Source organism: Gaetbulibacter aestuarii (assembly GCF_039537665.1).
GTDB lineage: Bacteria > Bacteroidota > Bacteroidia > Flavobacteriales > Flavobacteriaceae > Gaetbulibacter_A > Gaetbulibacter_A aestuarii.
The window spans coordinates 508,862-521,364 of record NZ_BAABAY010000002.1 but is presented as its reverse complement, the minus strand read 5'-3'; the positions used below and the strand labels follow the sequence as shown (position 1 = coordinate 521,364).

General features: G+C 37.7%; 16 protein-coding genes. 8 read left to right on the top strand and 8 right to left on the bottom strand.

The genetic code is table 11. The annotated features are described in order from the left end of the window. Positions 1–5: 5 nt before the first annotated feature. Positions 6–1,160, bottom strand: a complete 1,155-nt coding sequence (locus ABD682_RS11145; RefSeq protein WP_344741441.1) for a cysteine desulfurase family protein — start codon at positions 1,158–1,160, stop codon at positions 6–8. A 100-nt stretch (positions 1,161–1,260) separates the two neighbouring features. On the opposite strand from ABD682_RS11145, the gene ABD682_RS11140 reads away from it, so the two are divergent. Next, positions 1,261–2,157: a hypothetical protein gene (locus ABD682_RS11140; RefSeq protein WP_344741440.1), complete on the top strand. Its 897-nt coding sequence runs from the start codon at positions 1,261–1,263 to the stop codon at positions 2,155–2,157. On the opposite strand, the gene ABD682_RS11135 is transcribed toward ABD682_RS11140, so the two are convergent. Next, positions 2,154–2,714 carry a Smr/MutS family protein gene (locus ABD682_RS11135; protein WP_344741439.1) on the bottom strand — a complete coding sequence of 187 codons (561 nt, stop codon included), beginning with the start codon at positions 2,712–2,714 and terminating at the stop codon, positions 2,154–2,156. The genes ABD682_RS11140 and ABD682_RS11135 overlap by 4 nt on opposite strands. Before the next feature lie 9 nt (positions 2,715–2,723). Then, positions 2,724–2,921: a hypothetical protein gene (locus tag ABD682_RS11130; protein ID WP_344741438.1), complete on the bottom strand. Its 198-nt coding sequence runs from the start codon at positions 2,919–2,921 to the stop codon at positions 2,724–2,726. Positions 2,922–3,052: 131 nt separating this feature from the next. Between ABD682_RS11130 and ABD682_RS11125 the strand changes: the two genes are divergently transcribed. Both ABD682_RS11125 and ABD682_RS11120 read left to right on the top strand, forming a co-directional pair. Then, a complete protein-coding gene (locus tag ABD682_RS11125; RefSeq protein WP_344741437.1) occupies positions 3,053–3,352 on the top strand; it encodes a DUF2752 domain-containing protein in 300 nt (99 codons plus the stop codon). Positions 3,353–3,361: 9 nt separating this feature from the next. Next, positions 3,362–3,691 (top strand): CCC motif membrane protein, encoded by a 330-nt coding sequence (locus tag ABD682_RS11120; RefSeq protein WP_344741436.1) that lies wholly within the window; start codon positions 3,362–3,364, stop codon positions 3,689–3,691. Positions 3,692–3,763: 72 nt separating this feature from the next. Here the strand turns inward: ABD682_RS11120 and rocD are convergent, their stop codons facing one another. Further along, positions 3,764–5,044 (bottom strand): ornithine--oxo-acid transaminase, encoded by a 1,281-nt coding sequence (gene rocD / locus ABD682_RS11115; RefSeq protein ID WP_344741434.1) that lies wholly within the window; start codon positions 5,042–5,044, stop codon positions 3,764–3,766. Positions 5,045–5,275: 231 nt separating this feature from the next. Between rocD and rlmD the strand changes: the two genes are divergently transcribed. The 3 genes from rlmD to ABD682_RS11100 all read left to right on the top strand — a co-directional run bounded on the left by rlmD (position 5,276) and on the right by ABD682_RS11100 (position 7,998). Next, positions 5,276–6,688 (top strand): 23S rRNA (uracil(1939)-C(5))-methyltransferase RlmD, encoded by a 1,413-nt coding sequence (gene rlmD, locus ABD682_RS11110; protein WP_344741433.1) that lies wholly within the window; start codon positions 5,276–5,278, stop codon positions 6,686–6,688. A 67-nt stretch (positions 6,689–6,755) separates the two neighbouring features. Continuing rightward, the gene (locus tag ABD682_RS11105; protein WP_344741432.1) at positions 6,756–7,313 is read left to right on the top strand and encodes a DUF6452 family protein; all 558 of its coding nucleotides are present in this window, start codon (positions 6,756–6,758) and stop codon (positions 7,311–7,313) included. Continuing rightward, positions 7,279–7,998, top strand: a complete 720-nt coding sequence (locus ABD682_RS11100; RefSeq protein ID WP_344741431.1) for a DUF6048 family protein — start codon at positions 7,279–7,281, stop codon at positions 7,996–7,998. The genes ABD682_RS11105 and ABD682_RS11100 overlap by 35 nt, the downstream gene beginning before the upstream one ends. A gap of 13 nt (positions 7,999–8,011) precedes the next feature. Here the strand turns inward: ABD682_RS11100 and ABD682_RS11095 are convergent, their stop codons facing one another. Next, positions 8,012–9,169 (bottom strand): THUMP domain-containing class I SAM-dependent RNA methyltransferase, encoded by a 1,158-nt coding sequence (locus ABD682_RS11095; protein ID WP_344741430.1) that lies wholly within the window; start codon positions 9,167–9,169, stop codon positions 8,012–8,014. A gap of 288 nt (positions 9,170–9,457) precedes the next feature. On the opposite strand from ABD682_RS11095, the gene ABD682_RS11090 reads away from it, so the two are divergent. Both ABD682_RS11090 and ABD682_RS11085 read left to right on the top strand, forming a co-directional pair. Further along, the gene (locus ABD682_RS11090) at positions 9,458–10,132 is read left to right on the top strand and encodes a ZIP family metal transporter (RefSeq protein WP_344741429.1); all 675 of its coding nucleotides are present in this window, start codon (positions 9,458–9,460) and stop codon (positions 10,130–10,132) included. 17 nt (positions 10,133–10,149) lie between these two features. Next, positions 10,150–10,578, top strand: a complete 429-nt coding sequence (locus ABD682_RS11085; RefSeq protein ID WP_344741427.1) for a DUF4268 domain-containing protein — start codon at positions 10,150–10,152, stop codon at positions 10,576–10,578. On the opposite strand, the gene ABD682_RS11080 is transcribed toward ABD682_RS11085, so the two are convergent. Genes ABD682_RS11080 through ABD682_RS11070 form a run of 3 tightly spaced genes read right to left on the bottom strand, consistent with a single transcriptional unit; the run spans position 10,579 to position 12,395 of the window. Beyond that, positions 10,579–11,070: a GNAT family N-acetyltransferase gene (locus tag ABD682_RS11080; RefSeq protein WP_344741425.1), complete on the bottom strand. Its 492-nt coding sequence runs from the start codon at positions 11,068–11,070 to the stop codon at positions 10,579–10,581. After that, positions 11,067–11,693: a PAQR family membrane homeostasis protein TrhA gene (gene trhA / locus ABD682_RS11075; RefSeq protein ID WP_344741423.1), complete on the bottom strand. Its 627-nt coding sequence runs from the start codon at positions 11,691–11,693 to the stop codon at positions 11,067–11,069. The genes ABD682_RS11080 and trhA overlap by 4 nt, the downstream gene beginning before the upstream one ends. Before the next feature lie 3 nt (positions 11,694–11,696). Next, positions 11,697–12,395 (bottom strand): DUF4294 domain-containing protein, encoded by a 699-nt coding sequence (locus ABD682_RS11070; RefSeq protein ID WP_344741422.1) that lies wholly within the window; start codon positions 12,393–12,395, stop codon positions 11,697–11,699. Positions 12,396–12,503 lie beyond the last annotated feature (108 nt).

The window sequence follows — 12,503 nt, the reverse complement described above, 5'->3', positions numbered from 1 at the left end:
TGACATTAACTAACTGTGCTTAAAATGTTTTCTTTGAGAACAGAAACTACATAATCTACTTCGTCCTTTGAATTAAAAATACTGAATGAAAATCGAACGGAAGGTTTTTGAAGATCAGCTTCCTCAAGGATTTCGTTAAGTACATGTGAATTTTGATTGCTTCCGCTTTGGCAGGCACTTCCTTTTGAACAGGCAATACCTTTCAAATCCAATTGAAACAATAACATAGAGGCTTTTTGTGCGTTCACCGGTAAACATACATTCACCAATGTATAGGTACTTTTTTCCAGATCCCCGGAATACCCGTTAAATTTCACCGCAGGAATCGCGTCTTTCAGGGAGGTCATAAAATAAGATTTCAAATCTTTAACTTTTTGATGCTCTGCTTCAAAATTCTTATCTGCCAATTCCAGCGCGGTAGACAAGCCCACAATATTATGGGTGCTTTCTGTTCCGGCACGCAAACCTCGCTCCTGCTCGCCTCCAAATATCAAAGGTTTTAAACCGGTATTTTTCCGAATAAAAGCAAACCCCACGCCTTTTGGACCATGAAACTTGTGGGCGGCAGCAGCTAAAAAATCAACCGGTGTTTGTTGAAGATTAATAGGATAATGGCCAATAGATTGTACGGCATCAGAATGCAACAAAGCACCACTAGCTTTGCAAAGTTCAGCTACTTTTTGAAGATCTAAAATAGTACCTATCTCATTATTCACATGCATTAAACTCACTAAAGTTGGTTTATCTGATGCCAGCAGAGTTTTTAAATGATTCGTGTCGATACCGCCCTTTGAATCTAAATTCAGGAAGCTTAATTCGATATTATATTCCTCAGCTAATTGATCCAGTGTATGCAACACCGCATGATGCTCAATTTTAGAACTGATGATATTTTTAATACCCAGATCGCGAACAGCACTGCGAAGCACAAGGTTATCAGCCTCAGTACCACCGGAAGTAAAAATAATTTCACCGGCAGAACAATTCAAACTATTAGCCACTGTTTTACGAGCTTGCTCTATCAAAGCTCGGGAATGCCTTCCAAAACTATGGGTAGATGACGGATTCCCAAAGTTATTTTGCATAACCGCGGTCATGACTTCCACCACCTCTTTTCTCATAGGTGTCGTAGCTGCATTATCAAAATAAACCTGTTTCATGCCTGGTGTTTAAAGTACAAAAGTACTTGAAATAAAATTATTCTCAATAAGCTACGTTATAATTAACAATTCCACTATTTTTGCCTAAAACCCAAATACGATGCGAAAGTTTTTCTTTCTTTTACTGCCTTTGCTTTTACTACCTTCTTGTGATGATGGTAATGTGATAACAGTTGAATTGAACTTTGGAGAAGATTTTCAAGCCTGCGAAAGTGCTTCAGATATCGTTTTGTATAAAACGAAAACTGACCCTACAGAATCCCTATCTTTATTGATTACTAAATTTTCTAAAGCTGATCTAATTGCGGTAGGAACCGATGGAACACTGACTACAACAAAATCTGCCACCATTTATTACCGAACCTATACAGATGCTTCCCTACCGAATGACCTTTTTTGTACAGATATTCCGCCGAATGTTCATATTGTTCAGGACGAAAATGATGCTTGCTCAGTAGACTTTAGTACCATTCTGGCCGAAGACGATAAAGACGGCATACCTGCCGTATTAGAAGATCTTAATGGTGATGGCAATTATGAAAATGACGATACCGATGGTGACGGTTTACCTAACTATATCGATATGGATGATGATGGCGACAATGTCTTAACTGCTAATGAAAACCCGGATCCCAACGGTGACGGTAATCTGGATGATGCGCAAGACACCGATGGTGATGGTATCCCGGATTATTTAGATCCTGATGACGATGGCGATGGCGTACTTACCCGCGATGAAGAAAATCAATCACAGGATCAAAACCCCGAGAACGATATTACAAATAATAATGTTGGAGCAGATTATTTAAATCCAGATGTTAGTACTACTGTACCGGCAACAGCATACAGACAACACACCATATATCAAACCTATACAGTAAGTGCTCAGGTTCGTGACATTAGCTTATCGTTTCTTTCTCAGGAAATACTTGATTTTGGAATTCTGAAGGATGGTATTACAACAAACACTAGAAAAGTAACGCCGCCTTTTAATTAATTTTTAGGGTTCTGATAAATGTAGATCTCTGTGGCGCCCAAGCCATATTTCTGGTAATTGGCATCATAATATTTTATGTTATCATACCGACGGAAAAGGTACTCCAATTCCAATTTTAAAACGCCTTCACCGACGCCGTGAATAAAAACCACCTTCGGGATGCGGTTGGCTATAGCATATTCCAATTTCCGCTTTGCGGTATCCAGTTGAAGGGTAAGCATATCAAAATTAGACATGTTTTTTGTGGAAGGCGCGAGTTGATGAATATGCAGGTCAACTTCCATAACAGCCTCATGACGTTCCTTCGGTTTTTTACGCGCTGAAGGTTTGCGTTTTGGTTTCTCTTTCTCAGCAACAACCTCCTTTAATGACTTTTCAGAAAAAATGGATTTACTATAACCTGATTTGTCCTCCATTTTTATAAGTTCATTTTTATGATAACTGAGTTCAAAACCCTCAGAGGTTTCAATATAAATAACATCCCCTTCTATCCGTTTAATAGTACCTGAAAGGTCATCATCTAAAACAGAAACAAAATCATTAATCTTGAAATCCATTGGAAATTTTTAATTGTCGTCTGAAGCATTGGAATTATCCCGATCAGAACGGCTACGCAACTTTTTACTGATACGGTAAATGCCTATCATCATAGCAGCCATTCCCAAAACCAAAACCGTAGTTTTTTTGTTGTAATCTTCAAAACTATCAGAATATAAAGCCAGAGCAATTCCCAAAATAATTAAAAAGTAGTTTAAATACTTCATTTTACTTTTTGTTTGAATACAAATTTACATAGAAATACTGAGCTTGCATCAGATAAAAACAAGGGATTCAATATGAAAAAGTATCATTTACAAATTATGATAATCTAAAGCTATTTATTAATTTAGTCCACATGAATTTCCTGGCAACAAATTATGAGCAATACATGCTCCCTTGCTTATCAAAAAAATTTTTTGGTATCGAATGCTTTGGCTGTGGTATGCAACGCTCGTTGGTTTTACTTATTCAAGGTGATTTTTCAGCTGCATTTCACATGTATCCGGCTATTTTTACGTTGGTGCTCCTTTTTGGGGTTATTGGATTTAATGCCATCAGAAATTTTAAATACGCCGGAAAACTTATTTATTTTTTAGCTATATTGAATGCGGTAATCATCGTTACCGGCTATTTTTATAAACACTTTAACTTTTAACAATCAATTATGGAACAACAAAGACTTCCCAATTCTACACTCATATTAGTTCTTGGAATTTTATCAATATTAGGTTGCTGTTTTTACGGAATCGGAATTATATTAGGAATCGTAGCGCTAGTGCTTGCGGCGAAGGCTTCGGCCATTTACAAGGAAAATCCCGATGAATATACAGGTTATCAAAATGTAAAAACCGGTAAAATACTTTCCATTATTGGAATTATTTTATGCGTGCTTTCTTTAGCTATAACTATATACTTTGGATATAAATTAGGCTGGGATGCCATGGGTAATCAGGAACTTATGCAAGAGCGTATGCAGGAAATGATGGGCCAGTAATTTGTTTATCCCAAACGAAAAATAAAAAAAGCGACTGTATAAGTCGCTTTTTTTGTATCCATAAACTTCAACCTATTTTTCGAAGGCTTTCAGTGTTTTTGTAATGATCGAAACACAATCCAGCAACTGATTTTCGGTCATCACCAGAGGCGGTGCAAAACGGATGATGTTACCATGTGTTGGTTTTGCTAACAACCCATGATCACGAAGCGCCAAACAAATATTCCATGCGGTATCACTATCTTCACTATCGTTAATTACGATGGCGTTCAATAGCCCTTTACCACGTACCAGTTTTACAATGTTACTGGTTTCTATATATTTATTTAATTCACTGCGGAAAAGTTCTCCTAAAACAAAAGCATTCTCAGCAAGTTTTTCATCACGGATCACCTCTAAAGCGGCAATCGCTACGGCAGCTGCTACAGGGTTTCCACCAAATGTACTTCCGTGGTTTCCGGGACGTATCACGTTCATGATAGGATCATTTGCCAACACGGCAGAAACCGGATAAACCCCGCCACTCAGAGCTTTTCCTAAAATAAGGATATCGGGTTTTACCTCTGGCGTACCGGAACAGTTCTTATTCTCGCAGTTACAATTTCCGCAGGTTGCTAATAAGCGTCCTGTTCTGGCAATTCCGGTTTGAACCTCATCGGCTATAAACAATACATTATGTGCTTCACAAAGGGCTTTCGCCTTGGCTAAATAATCCGCACTTGGCACATAAACACCGGCCTCACCCTGAATAGGTTCAACTAAAAATCCGGCAATGTTTTTACTACTTTTTAAAGCCTTTTCAAGAGCTTCTAAATTATCGTATTCAATTTTAATAAATCCCTTGGTGTAAGGTCCGAAATGCTCTCTGGCTACCGGATCATTACTGAAGGAAATTATGGTTGTGGTTCGTCCGTGAAAATTGTTTTCGCATACAATGATCTCGGCATCATTTTCATGAATGCCCTTCACTTCATAGGCCCATTTTCTACAGATCTTCAAAGCGGTCTCTACAGCTTCAGCACCTGTGTTCATTGGTAATAATTTATCAAAACCAAAAAATTCTGATGCGAACTTTTCGAATTTCCCTAACATATCATTATAAAAGGCGCGCGATGTTAAGGTTAGGGTTTGCGCCTGATTGGTCATGGCATTCACAATTTTTGGGTGACAATGCCCCTGATTTACTGCGGAGTAAGCCGATAAAAAATCGTAATACTTTTTACCTTCTACATCCCAGACATACACACCCTCTCCTTTTGTAAGCACTACAGGTAAGGGGTGATAATTGTGTGCCCCGTATTTGTTTTCTAAATCAATCGCTTGTTGCGAAGTTAATTGGTCTAAAACAGCCATTTTAATTGTTTTTTAAATTTATAAAATAACCATTCCTTCTATACCTTTATTCTTTCGAAGTCAACGAAAAAGCAGCGTGGGAGAGAAATCATCCCTGGATAGGGCTGCAAGTTAATAAATTTTAATGGCCTTAAAAAACATTTTTATTTCGCCAAATGGCGGAATTAGTTACCCTGTAAAAAATACCATGGTTTTGCTTTAAATCGCAGTCGCTTTGTTTATTTTTGCAGCATGTCCAAAAGAAGATCAAACCGAAAAGTTTTTGAGCAGCTCGAAGTTCTTGATGCTGCCGCCAAAGGAAAATCCATAGCCAAAGCACCGGATGGTAAAGTTGTTTTTTTAGCTCATGCCGTACCCGGTGATGTGGTTGATGTTCAGACCTTTAAAAAACGTAAAGCCTATTACGAGGGCAAGGCTATAGCCTTTCATAAATTATCGGATAAACGAACAGATCCGGTTTGTGAGCACTTTGGTACTTGCGGGGGGTGTAAATGGCAAAATATGGCCTACGAACACCAGTTGTATTACAAACAAAAAGAAGTGACCAATAATTTAACCCGAATTGGTCATATCGAGCTACCTGAAGTCACACCCATATTAGGTTCAAAAAACCAGTATTTCTATAGAAATAAAATGGAATTTTCTTTTAGCGATAGCCGTTGGCTGACCCCGGAAGAAATAAATTCCGGAAAAGACCTAAAAGATAAAAATGCCTTAGGCTTCCACATTCCGGGAATGTGGGATAAGATCCTTGATCTCAATAATTGCTTTTTACAGGCTGATCCTTCGAATGCTATTCGAAATAAAGTGAAGGATTTCGCAGTAAAAAATGATCTGGAGTTTTTTAATACCCGAGATCAAAGCGGATTGTTGCGTACCATGATGATCCGTACGAGCTCTACCGGAGATATTATGGTATTGATTCAATTCTTTAAAGAGGACAAACCAAAACGTGAGTTACTTCTGGATTTTATAGCCGAAACCTTTCCTGAAGTTACCTCCCTACTATACGTGATAAATTCTAAAGGAAATGATACAATTTACGATCAAGAGGTGATCTGCTACAAAGGTGAAGATCATATTTTTGAAGACATGGAAGGTTTGCGGTTCAAAATAAATGCTAAATCATTTTATCAGACCAATTCTGATCAGGCCTACGAATTGTATAAAATTGCCCGTGATTTTGCAGATCTCACAGGTGAGGAACTCGTTTACGATCTTTATACGGGAACCGGAACCATAGCTCAATTTGTGGCTAAAAAAGCTAAAAAAGTAATTGGTGTTGAGGCTGTACCGGATGCTATTGAAGCTGCAAAAGAAAACGCACAATTAAATAAGATTGAAAACGTTGAATTCTTTGTAGGTGATATGAAGCATGTTTTTAACAACCGCTTTATCGCAATGCATGGCACTCCTGATATCATTATTACAGATCCGCCACGTGATGGCATGCATAAAGACGTCGTGCAACAAATATTGAATATTGCTCCGAAAAAAGTAGTATATGTTAGTTGTAACAGTGCCACGCAAGCCAGAGATCTGGCCTTAATGGATGCCGATTATAAAGTGGTAAAAACACAAGCAGTTGATATGTTTCCACAAACATTTCATGTTGAAAATGTTGTACTTTTGGAACATCGCTGATCTCAAAGAACAATAATTGATAAAAAAATCGTTCTTTTGAATATCCAAATCGATAGGAAGAAAAACTATGATTAAAAAAAATATCCGCATACTTCTGTGCTTGCTCTCGGGAATAGTGATGACGAGTTCCATAAGTTGCGAACCTGATGATATTTGTCCGGCCAGTACCCCTACCACGCCAGGTCTGGTTATGGAAGCCTTTGATAATAACAATCCGGAGAACAGTAAGAATATTTTTGGATTAACGGTGATTGGTGAAGGACAATCCGAACCGTTACCCGACTTTTACAATGTTTCTAACAAAAGTAAACTCATTTTACCCCTGAATACGCAAACCAACAAAACCGAATACCGATTAATTAAGGACACCTTTATAAACGATAATGGAACTCCAGACGATACCAGTGATGATTTTATTGATGGTAAATCTGTTTTGATTACTATAAATTACAGTACCAAAGCCGTTTTTGTATCCCGTGCCTGCGGTTACAAATATATATTTGAAAATGTTTCCGTGCAGGTCGATCAATCCGATCCTGACCGCTGGATCAAGTCCATAGCTCCTGTAAACCCGAACCAATCTGTAGAAAATGAAACTGAGACGCAATTTATCTTATTACATTAGTTTCGTTTTGCTATTTATTTGCCTTGGATTACAAGCGCAAAATGACAGCATTCCGGAACCGGTTAAAGACACTCTGGGTATAAAACAAAAATATGGTCTTCGGATTGGTGGCGATGTCAGCAAACTTATTCGATCATTCTATGATGATAATTTTAGCGGTTTTGAAGTGGTGGCCGATTATCGTATTAAAAAGAGCCTTTACATCGCGGGAGAACTTGGATATGCCGAAAAAAACACGGCGAACGATTACCTGGATGTAACCAGTAAAGGAAGTTATTTAAAAGGTGGTATCGATTATAACCTATACACCAATTGGCTGGATATGGATAACATGATATATGCCGGTTTTCGTGTTGGTGTAAGTAGTTTTACCCAGGTTAGGAATGCCTACACCATTTACAATACAAACCAGTATTGGGCGCCTCAATTCTCAACTACAGAAAGCAAAACCTATAGTGGTTTAACAGCCGTCTGGGCGGAATTACAATTGGGTATTAAAGCTGAAATTTTTAACAACCTATATTTTGGTGTGAATGTGCAACTTAAAATGATGGCAAGTGAAACTGTGCCTGAGAATTTTGGTAATTTATACATCCCCGGATTTAATAAAACCAATGATAGTTCCGGTATTGGTGTAGGTTGGGGATATATAATCTCGTATCGTATTCCGCTTTATAAGAAGTAGATCACTTTAGAATCTATTTTTGATACTTCGCTTTCTTACTGCCTTCATACATCACATATTTTACAAAGCGCGCTTCCAATTTAGCATTGTACAATGGAATCTTTTTGGATGTTCGCAATCCAACATGCTTTAAGGCATCCAAATTACTGGTGATAAGCCAGGCATCCGTTCCGGGGTAGTTTTGTTTTAGCGTATCTCCTATGGACTTGTAAAATTCTTCCATATCAATATTCAAACGCTCGCCATACGGCGGATTGAAAACCATATGTAACTTACGTTCTCCGGCTTTCTGGGTTTTGAAGAAATCTTCGTGTTTCACCTCGATAAAATCTCCTAAATGGGCATTGGTGATATTTTCTTTGGCTTTAGAAACCGCACTAGGCGCTTTATCATAACCGGTGATCTTAAAATGAAAATCCCTGGTTTTTTTAAGAAGTGATTCCTCAATGGTTTCAAACAATTCAACATCCCAATCCTGCCAGCGCTCAAAAGCAAACTCTTTCCGCATCAAATTAGGCGGAATATTACAAGCGATCATGGCTGCCTCGATAAGTATTGTTCCTGAACCACACATAGGATCCATGAAATCGCTTTGACCATCCCATCCGGAAAGCATCACCAATCCAGCAGCGAGAACTTCGTTTATGGGTGCAATATTTGTTGAAGTTCTGTAACCTCGTTTATGTAGCGAATCACCGGAAGAATCTAAGGAAATGGTACAACGCCGACGATCGATGTGCACATTGATCTTGAGATCAGGAAATTTCAGATCGACGCTAGGGCGTTGCCCTGACGTGTCTCTGAATTTATCAACAACAGCATCCTTGGTTTTTTGTGCGATGTAAAGGGAGTGAGAAAACAAATCAGAATGGATGGTAGCATCAACGGCCAGACTACCCGTTGGTTTTAAATATTGCTCCCAATCCATGGCATAAATCTTTTTGTAGAGATCATCTTCATTTGCCACATTAAAGCTATGTATGGGTTTTAATATTTTAATAGCCGTGCGTAAACCCAGATTTGCTTTATACATAAAGCCTTTATCGCCAACAAAGGAGACATTTCGAACGCCTTTTTTAATGTCCATAGCGCCAAGTTGCAGGAGTTCTTTCTCTAAAATATCTTCGAAACCAAATAAGGTTTTGGCAACCATACTAAAATTTTCTTCCATAGATGTGTTGAAATTCATTGCAAAAATAATGTAATTTTAGCGCATACCTTATGAATTTGAGAATTATTGGGTTAAGGATTGTAGCGGCATCCTTTTTTTAGTTATGCTAAAAAAAGATACAGCGAAAAGCCTGACTGCCGCAGCATGCGGTAGAAACCCCACAAAAATAAATACGATTAAATTGTAAAGCTGAAGACAACTGTTTAGTAATGGTCTTTAAATAAATTGTACTTTTGGGCAGGCCTTTTACACCAAACTTCAATTCTTTATTGTACAAACTGATTTTTAATGATTAATTATATTCTTCCCGTTTCTGCTGTAATTCTAGGCATTATTATTGCTTTTTTAACACGCGGAAAAAAAACCTGGAACACGAAATTATTACTGGCTTTTAGCGGATCGTTCTTATTGGCCTTAACGCTTTTTGAATTGTTACCTGAGGTTTACCAACATTTACAATACAAACTTAGCGGGCTTTTTATAATGTGCGGTATTCTGCTGCAAATTGTGCTGGAATTGTTCTCGAAAGGCGCTGAGCACGGGCATGTGCACATACATGAGGAAGAAACAGCTTTTCCGTGGTTACTGTTTATTAGTTTGTGCATTCACAGTTTTTTAGAAGGTTTCCCTATTCATGAGCACAATGATATGGTTTTTGGCGTTTTAGTTCATAAAATTCCGATCGCTACTTTAGTGAGTTTGTTCTTATTTCGTTCCGGATTTAACCAAACAAAAATTATCGGCTTCTTACTTGTTTTCGCTCTGATGACACCGCTGGGAACTTTGGTTTCAAATACAGCTGATCTTGATCCCATGGTAGCTTACAGCATTAACGCTATGGTTATTGGTATCTTTTTTCATATTTCAACAACTATTTTATTTGAAAGTGGTGAGGGTCATAAATTCAATTTGAATAAGTTTATCGCCATAATTCTGGGTGTGGCCATTGCCTATTTTATCTAAAAGTTTCTATTTTTAAAATGTTTTCAAAGGAAGAATCACGGGTTTTACGACAGGAATTCTGGACGAGCTTTGGGAAATCCTTTCCCCGGAAATGGTTATTGTATAATACCAAACTGAAAGGTTTGGATTTTAAATTTCACTTTGACACCAAAAGAGCTTTTGTAGCTCTGGATCTGGATGAACCATTAGAAAATCGTATTCGGTTTTGGGAAAAACTACTTGCTTTAAAATCTATTTTACAAGACGACTATTTACCGGAAGCTGTTTTTGAAGAAAGCTACGTTTTAGAAAACGGCAAAGAGATTTCAAGGATCTATGTGCCTTTAGAAAAAAAAGTATCTATCCACAACAAAAATACCTGGCAGGAGGTTATGGTATTCTTTTCTGAAAAAATGAGTTTATTTGAAGCCTTTTTTCAAGAATACCGCGATGTTATCGACAGTTGATCAGATCTCTTTTATGAGTTCATAATCGTCCATGATAAAGCCTTCACCTATATCTGTTACCAACGGACCTACATTTCGAAATCCTAATTTTGTATAGACCTCAATAGAATGTACATTATTGATATTCACCGTTAGGCGAATTTTCGGTTTATCGTAAGCTTTGGCTTTTTCCTCAATAAACTGCATGGCGTGTTTTCCTATCTTTTTTCCTCGATATTTTTTTAAAACATAGATCTTACTTAGGAATAATGCTGATGCTTCGTTTACAATGGCCAGATAGCCTACAGGTTTATCATTATAAATCATCGTGTAATATTCGTAACCCGAATGAATTTGATCAGCCATGGCTTCAGCCGATTGAAATTTATCGAGCATGTAATCGATCTGGGATTTTCCTACAATTGGAATATAATGTTCGCGCCAAATAATATCGGCTAATCCGGCTATGGTTTTGATCTCTTCTTTAGTTTTGGCTGGCTTTATTTCGATCATAAAATATAAAAGTAAATCATACAAAAATGAAACACGGCTCCAGCTAAAACAAACAAATGCCAGATCACGTGGTTATAGGGAATGCTATGAATAGCATAAAACACTATGCCTATGGTATAAGCCAAACCACCTGCAAAAAGGAACAATATGCCATTACTACCAACCATAGTTGATAAATTGGAAAAATCGAATATGATCAACCAGCCCATAACCAGGTATAATAAGGTTGAAAAAATTTCGAAGCGACCGGTAAAAAATAATTTGATCACTAATCCTATAGCTGCAATAGACCACACGACCCAAAATAAGGTCCACCCTTTGGTATTTGCCAAAGCAATCAAAGTTACGGGGGTATAGGTTCCGGCAATTAATACATAAATACTGATATGATCAACAATACGGAAGTAATGCTTTTTGGTCTCGTTTTTTACACTATGATATAAAGTAGATGCCGTAAACAAAATGATGATGGAAAGCCCGTAAACTACCACACTAAATTTGTTAATAAAAGGCGCTTGAAGCGTATGATTTATCAGTAATACTAAGGCAAAAATCCCGAATAAAGCCCCAATACCATGGGTTATGGCGTTTAGTTTTTCTTCTAAGGTCGATTGTATGCGCATAAGCTATTGCTCTTCTTTTTTTGCTTCATCCCAACCACCGTGTAACCACTTATTGGTTAAGTCGTAGTAATCGTACGGAATGGCCGATTTTTGTCGCTCTAAAATACCATTTTGAAAATTGCGTTGCAAGATATCTTCAATGAGGTAATCTTCCTTATTATTCCAGGGATCGAATTCTTCTTTTAATGAAATATTGAACATACTGGCGGTAGTATTGTACCAAAAGGCACGCCAGCCACTCCGTAATTCTTTAACAAGATCGAAGGTGGTTACGCCGGTTTGCCTGTATATCAGTTTTACTAAAATCTGGCCTTCCGTGCGCGTTAGTTTCTTTAAGCGATCTGAAAACTCCCCTTCAATATACTTTTGGATCATTTTGGTATATCTTTTTTTATCGCGATTCCGGGTAAGCGTCTCCAATCGTTTATTCAGTGAATCCAGACGATCGGCTGCAAGTTTTGCATAAGGATATACTTTAATGGTTTTTCTGCGAAGAATGAGATAGCGAATGCGGTCCTCACGGCTGTCAAACTTTAGTTTTTGCAAAAGCATCACCTCATCCAGATCGATGGTAGTTCGCGGCACTGAATCACCTTCAATAATCAGATAGGTAACTTCAGTACTATCCTGTTCCTGCTCAGGCGTTTGGGTAAAACCCAAAATAGGAAGACAAAAAATAAATATGACTAGTATTTTGCGCATATTTGAAATTCGGGACGTTTTGAGTTCAAAATTACTAATTTACCCCAACATTAGTTTCAAAAATATACGAATATAATTTCGTTATAGATCAAAAAACCTGTAAACGTT

Coding starts and splice junctions, on each gene's coding strand:
- rocD (WP_344741434.1), bottom strand. CDS start 5,044: ATGGCTGTTTTAGACCAATTAACTTCGCAACAAGCGATTGATTTAGAA.
- ABD682_RS11140 (WP_344741440.1), top strand. CDS start 1,261: ATGCGAAAGTTTTTCTTTCTTTTACTGCCTTTGCTTTTACTACCTTCT.
- ABD682_RS11120 (WP_344741436.1), top strand. CDS start 3,362: ATGGAACAACAAAGACTTCCCAATTCTACACTCATATTAGTTCTTGGA.
- ABD682_RS11125 (WP_344741437.1), top strand. CDS start 3,053: ATGAATTTCCTGGCAACAAATTATGAGCAATACATGCTCCCTTGCTTA.
- ABD682_RS11105 (WP_344741432.1), top strand. CDS start 6,756: ATGATTAAAAAAAATATCCGCATACTTCTGTGCTTGCTCTCGGGAATA.
- ABD682_RS11135 (WP_344741439.1), bottom strand. CDS start 2,714: ATGGATTTCAAGATTAATGATTTTGTTTCTGTTTTAGATGATGACCTT.
- ABD682_RS11130 (WP_344741438.1), bottom strand. CDS start 2,921: ATGAAGTATTTAAACTACTTTTTAATTATTTTGGGAATTGCTCTGGCT.
- ABD682_RS11080 (WP_344741425.1), bottom strand. CDS start 11,070: ATGATCGAAATAAAGCCAGCCAAAACTAAAGAAGAGATCAAAACCATA.
- rlmD (WP_344741433.1), top strand. CDS start 5,276: ATGTCCAAAAGAAGATCAAACCGAAAAGTTTTTGAGCAGCTCGAAGTT.
- ABD682_RS11085 (WP_344741427.1), top strand. CDS start 10,150: ATGTTTTCAAAGGAAGAATCACGGGTTTTACGACAGGAATTCTGGACG.
- ABD682_RS11100 (WP_344741431.1), top strand. CDS start 7,279: ATGAAACTGAGACGCAATTTATCTTATTACATTAGTTTCGTTTTGCTA.
- trhA (WP_344741423.1), bottom strand. CDS start 11,693: ATGCGCATACAATCGACCTTAGAAGAAAAACTAAACGCCATAACCCAT.
- ABD682_RS11090 (WP_344741429.1), top strand. CDS start 9,458: ATGATTAATTATATTCTTCCCGTTTCTGCTGTAATTCTAGGCATTATT.
- ABD682_RS11095 (WP_344741430.1), bottom strand. CDS start 9,169: ATGGAAGAAAATTTTAGTATGGTTGCCAAAACCTTATTTGGTTTCGAA.
- ABD682_RS11145 (WP_344741441.1), bottom strand. CDS start 1,160: ATGAAACAGGTTTATTTTGATAATGCAGCTACGACACCTATGAGAAAA.
- ABD682_RS11070 (WP_344741422.1), bottom strand. CDS start 12,395: ATGCGCAAAATACTAGTCATATTTATTTTTTGTCTTCCTATTTTGGGT.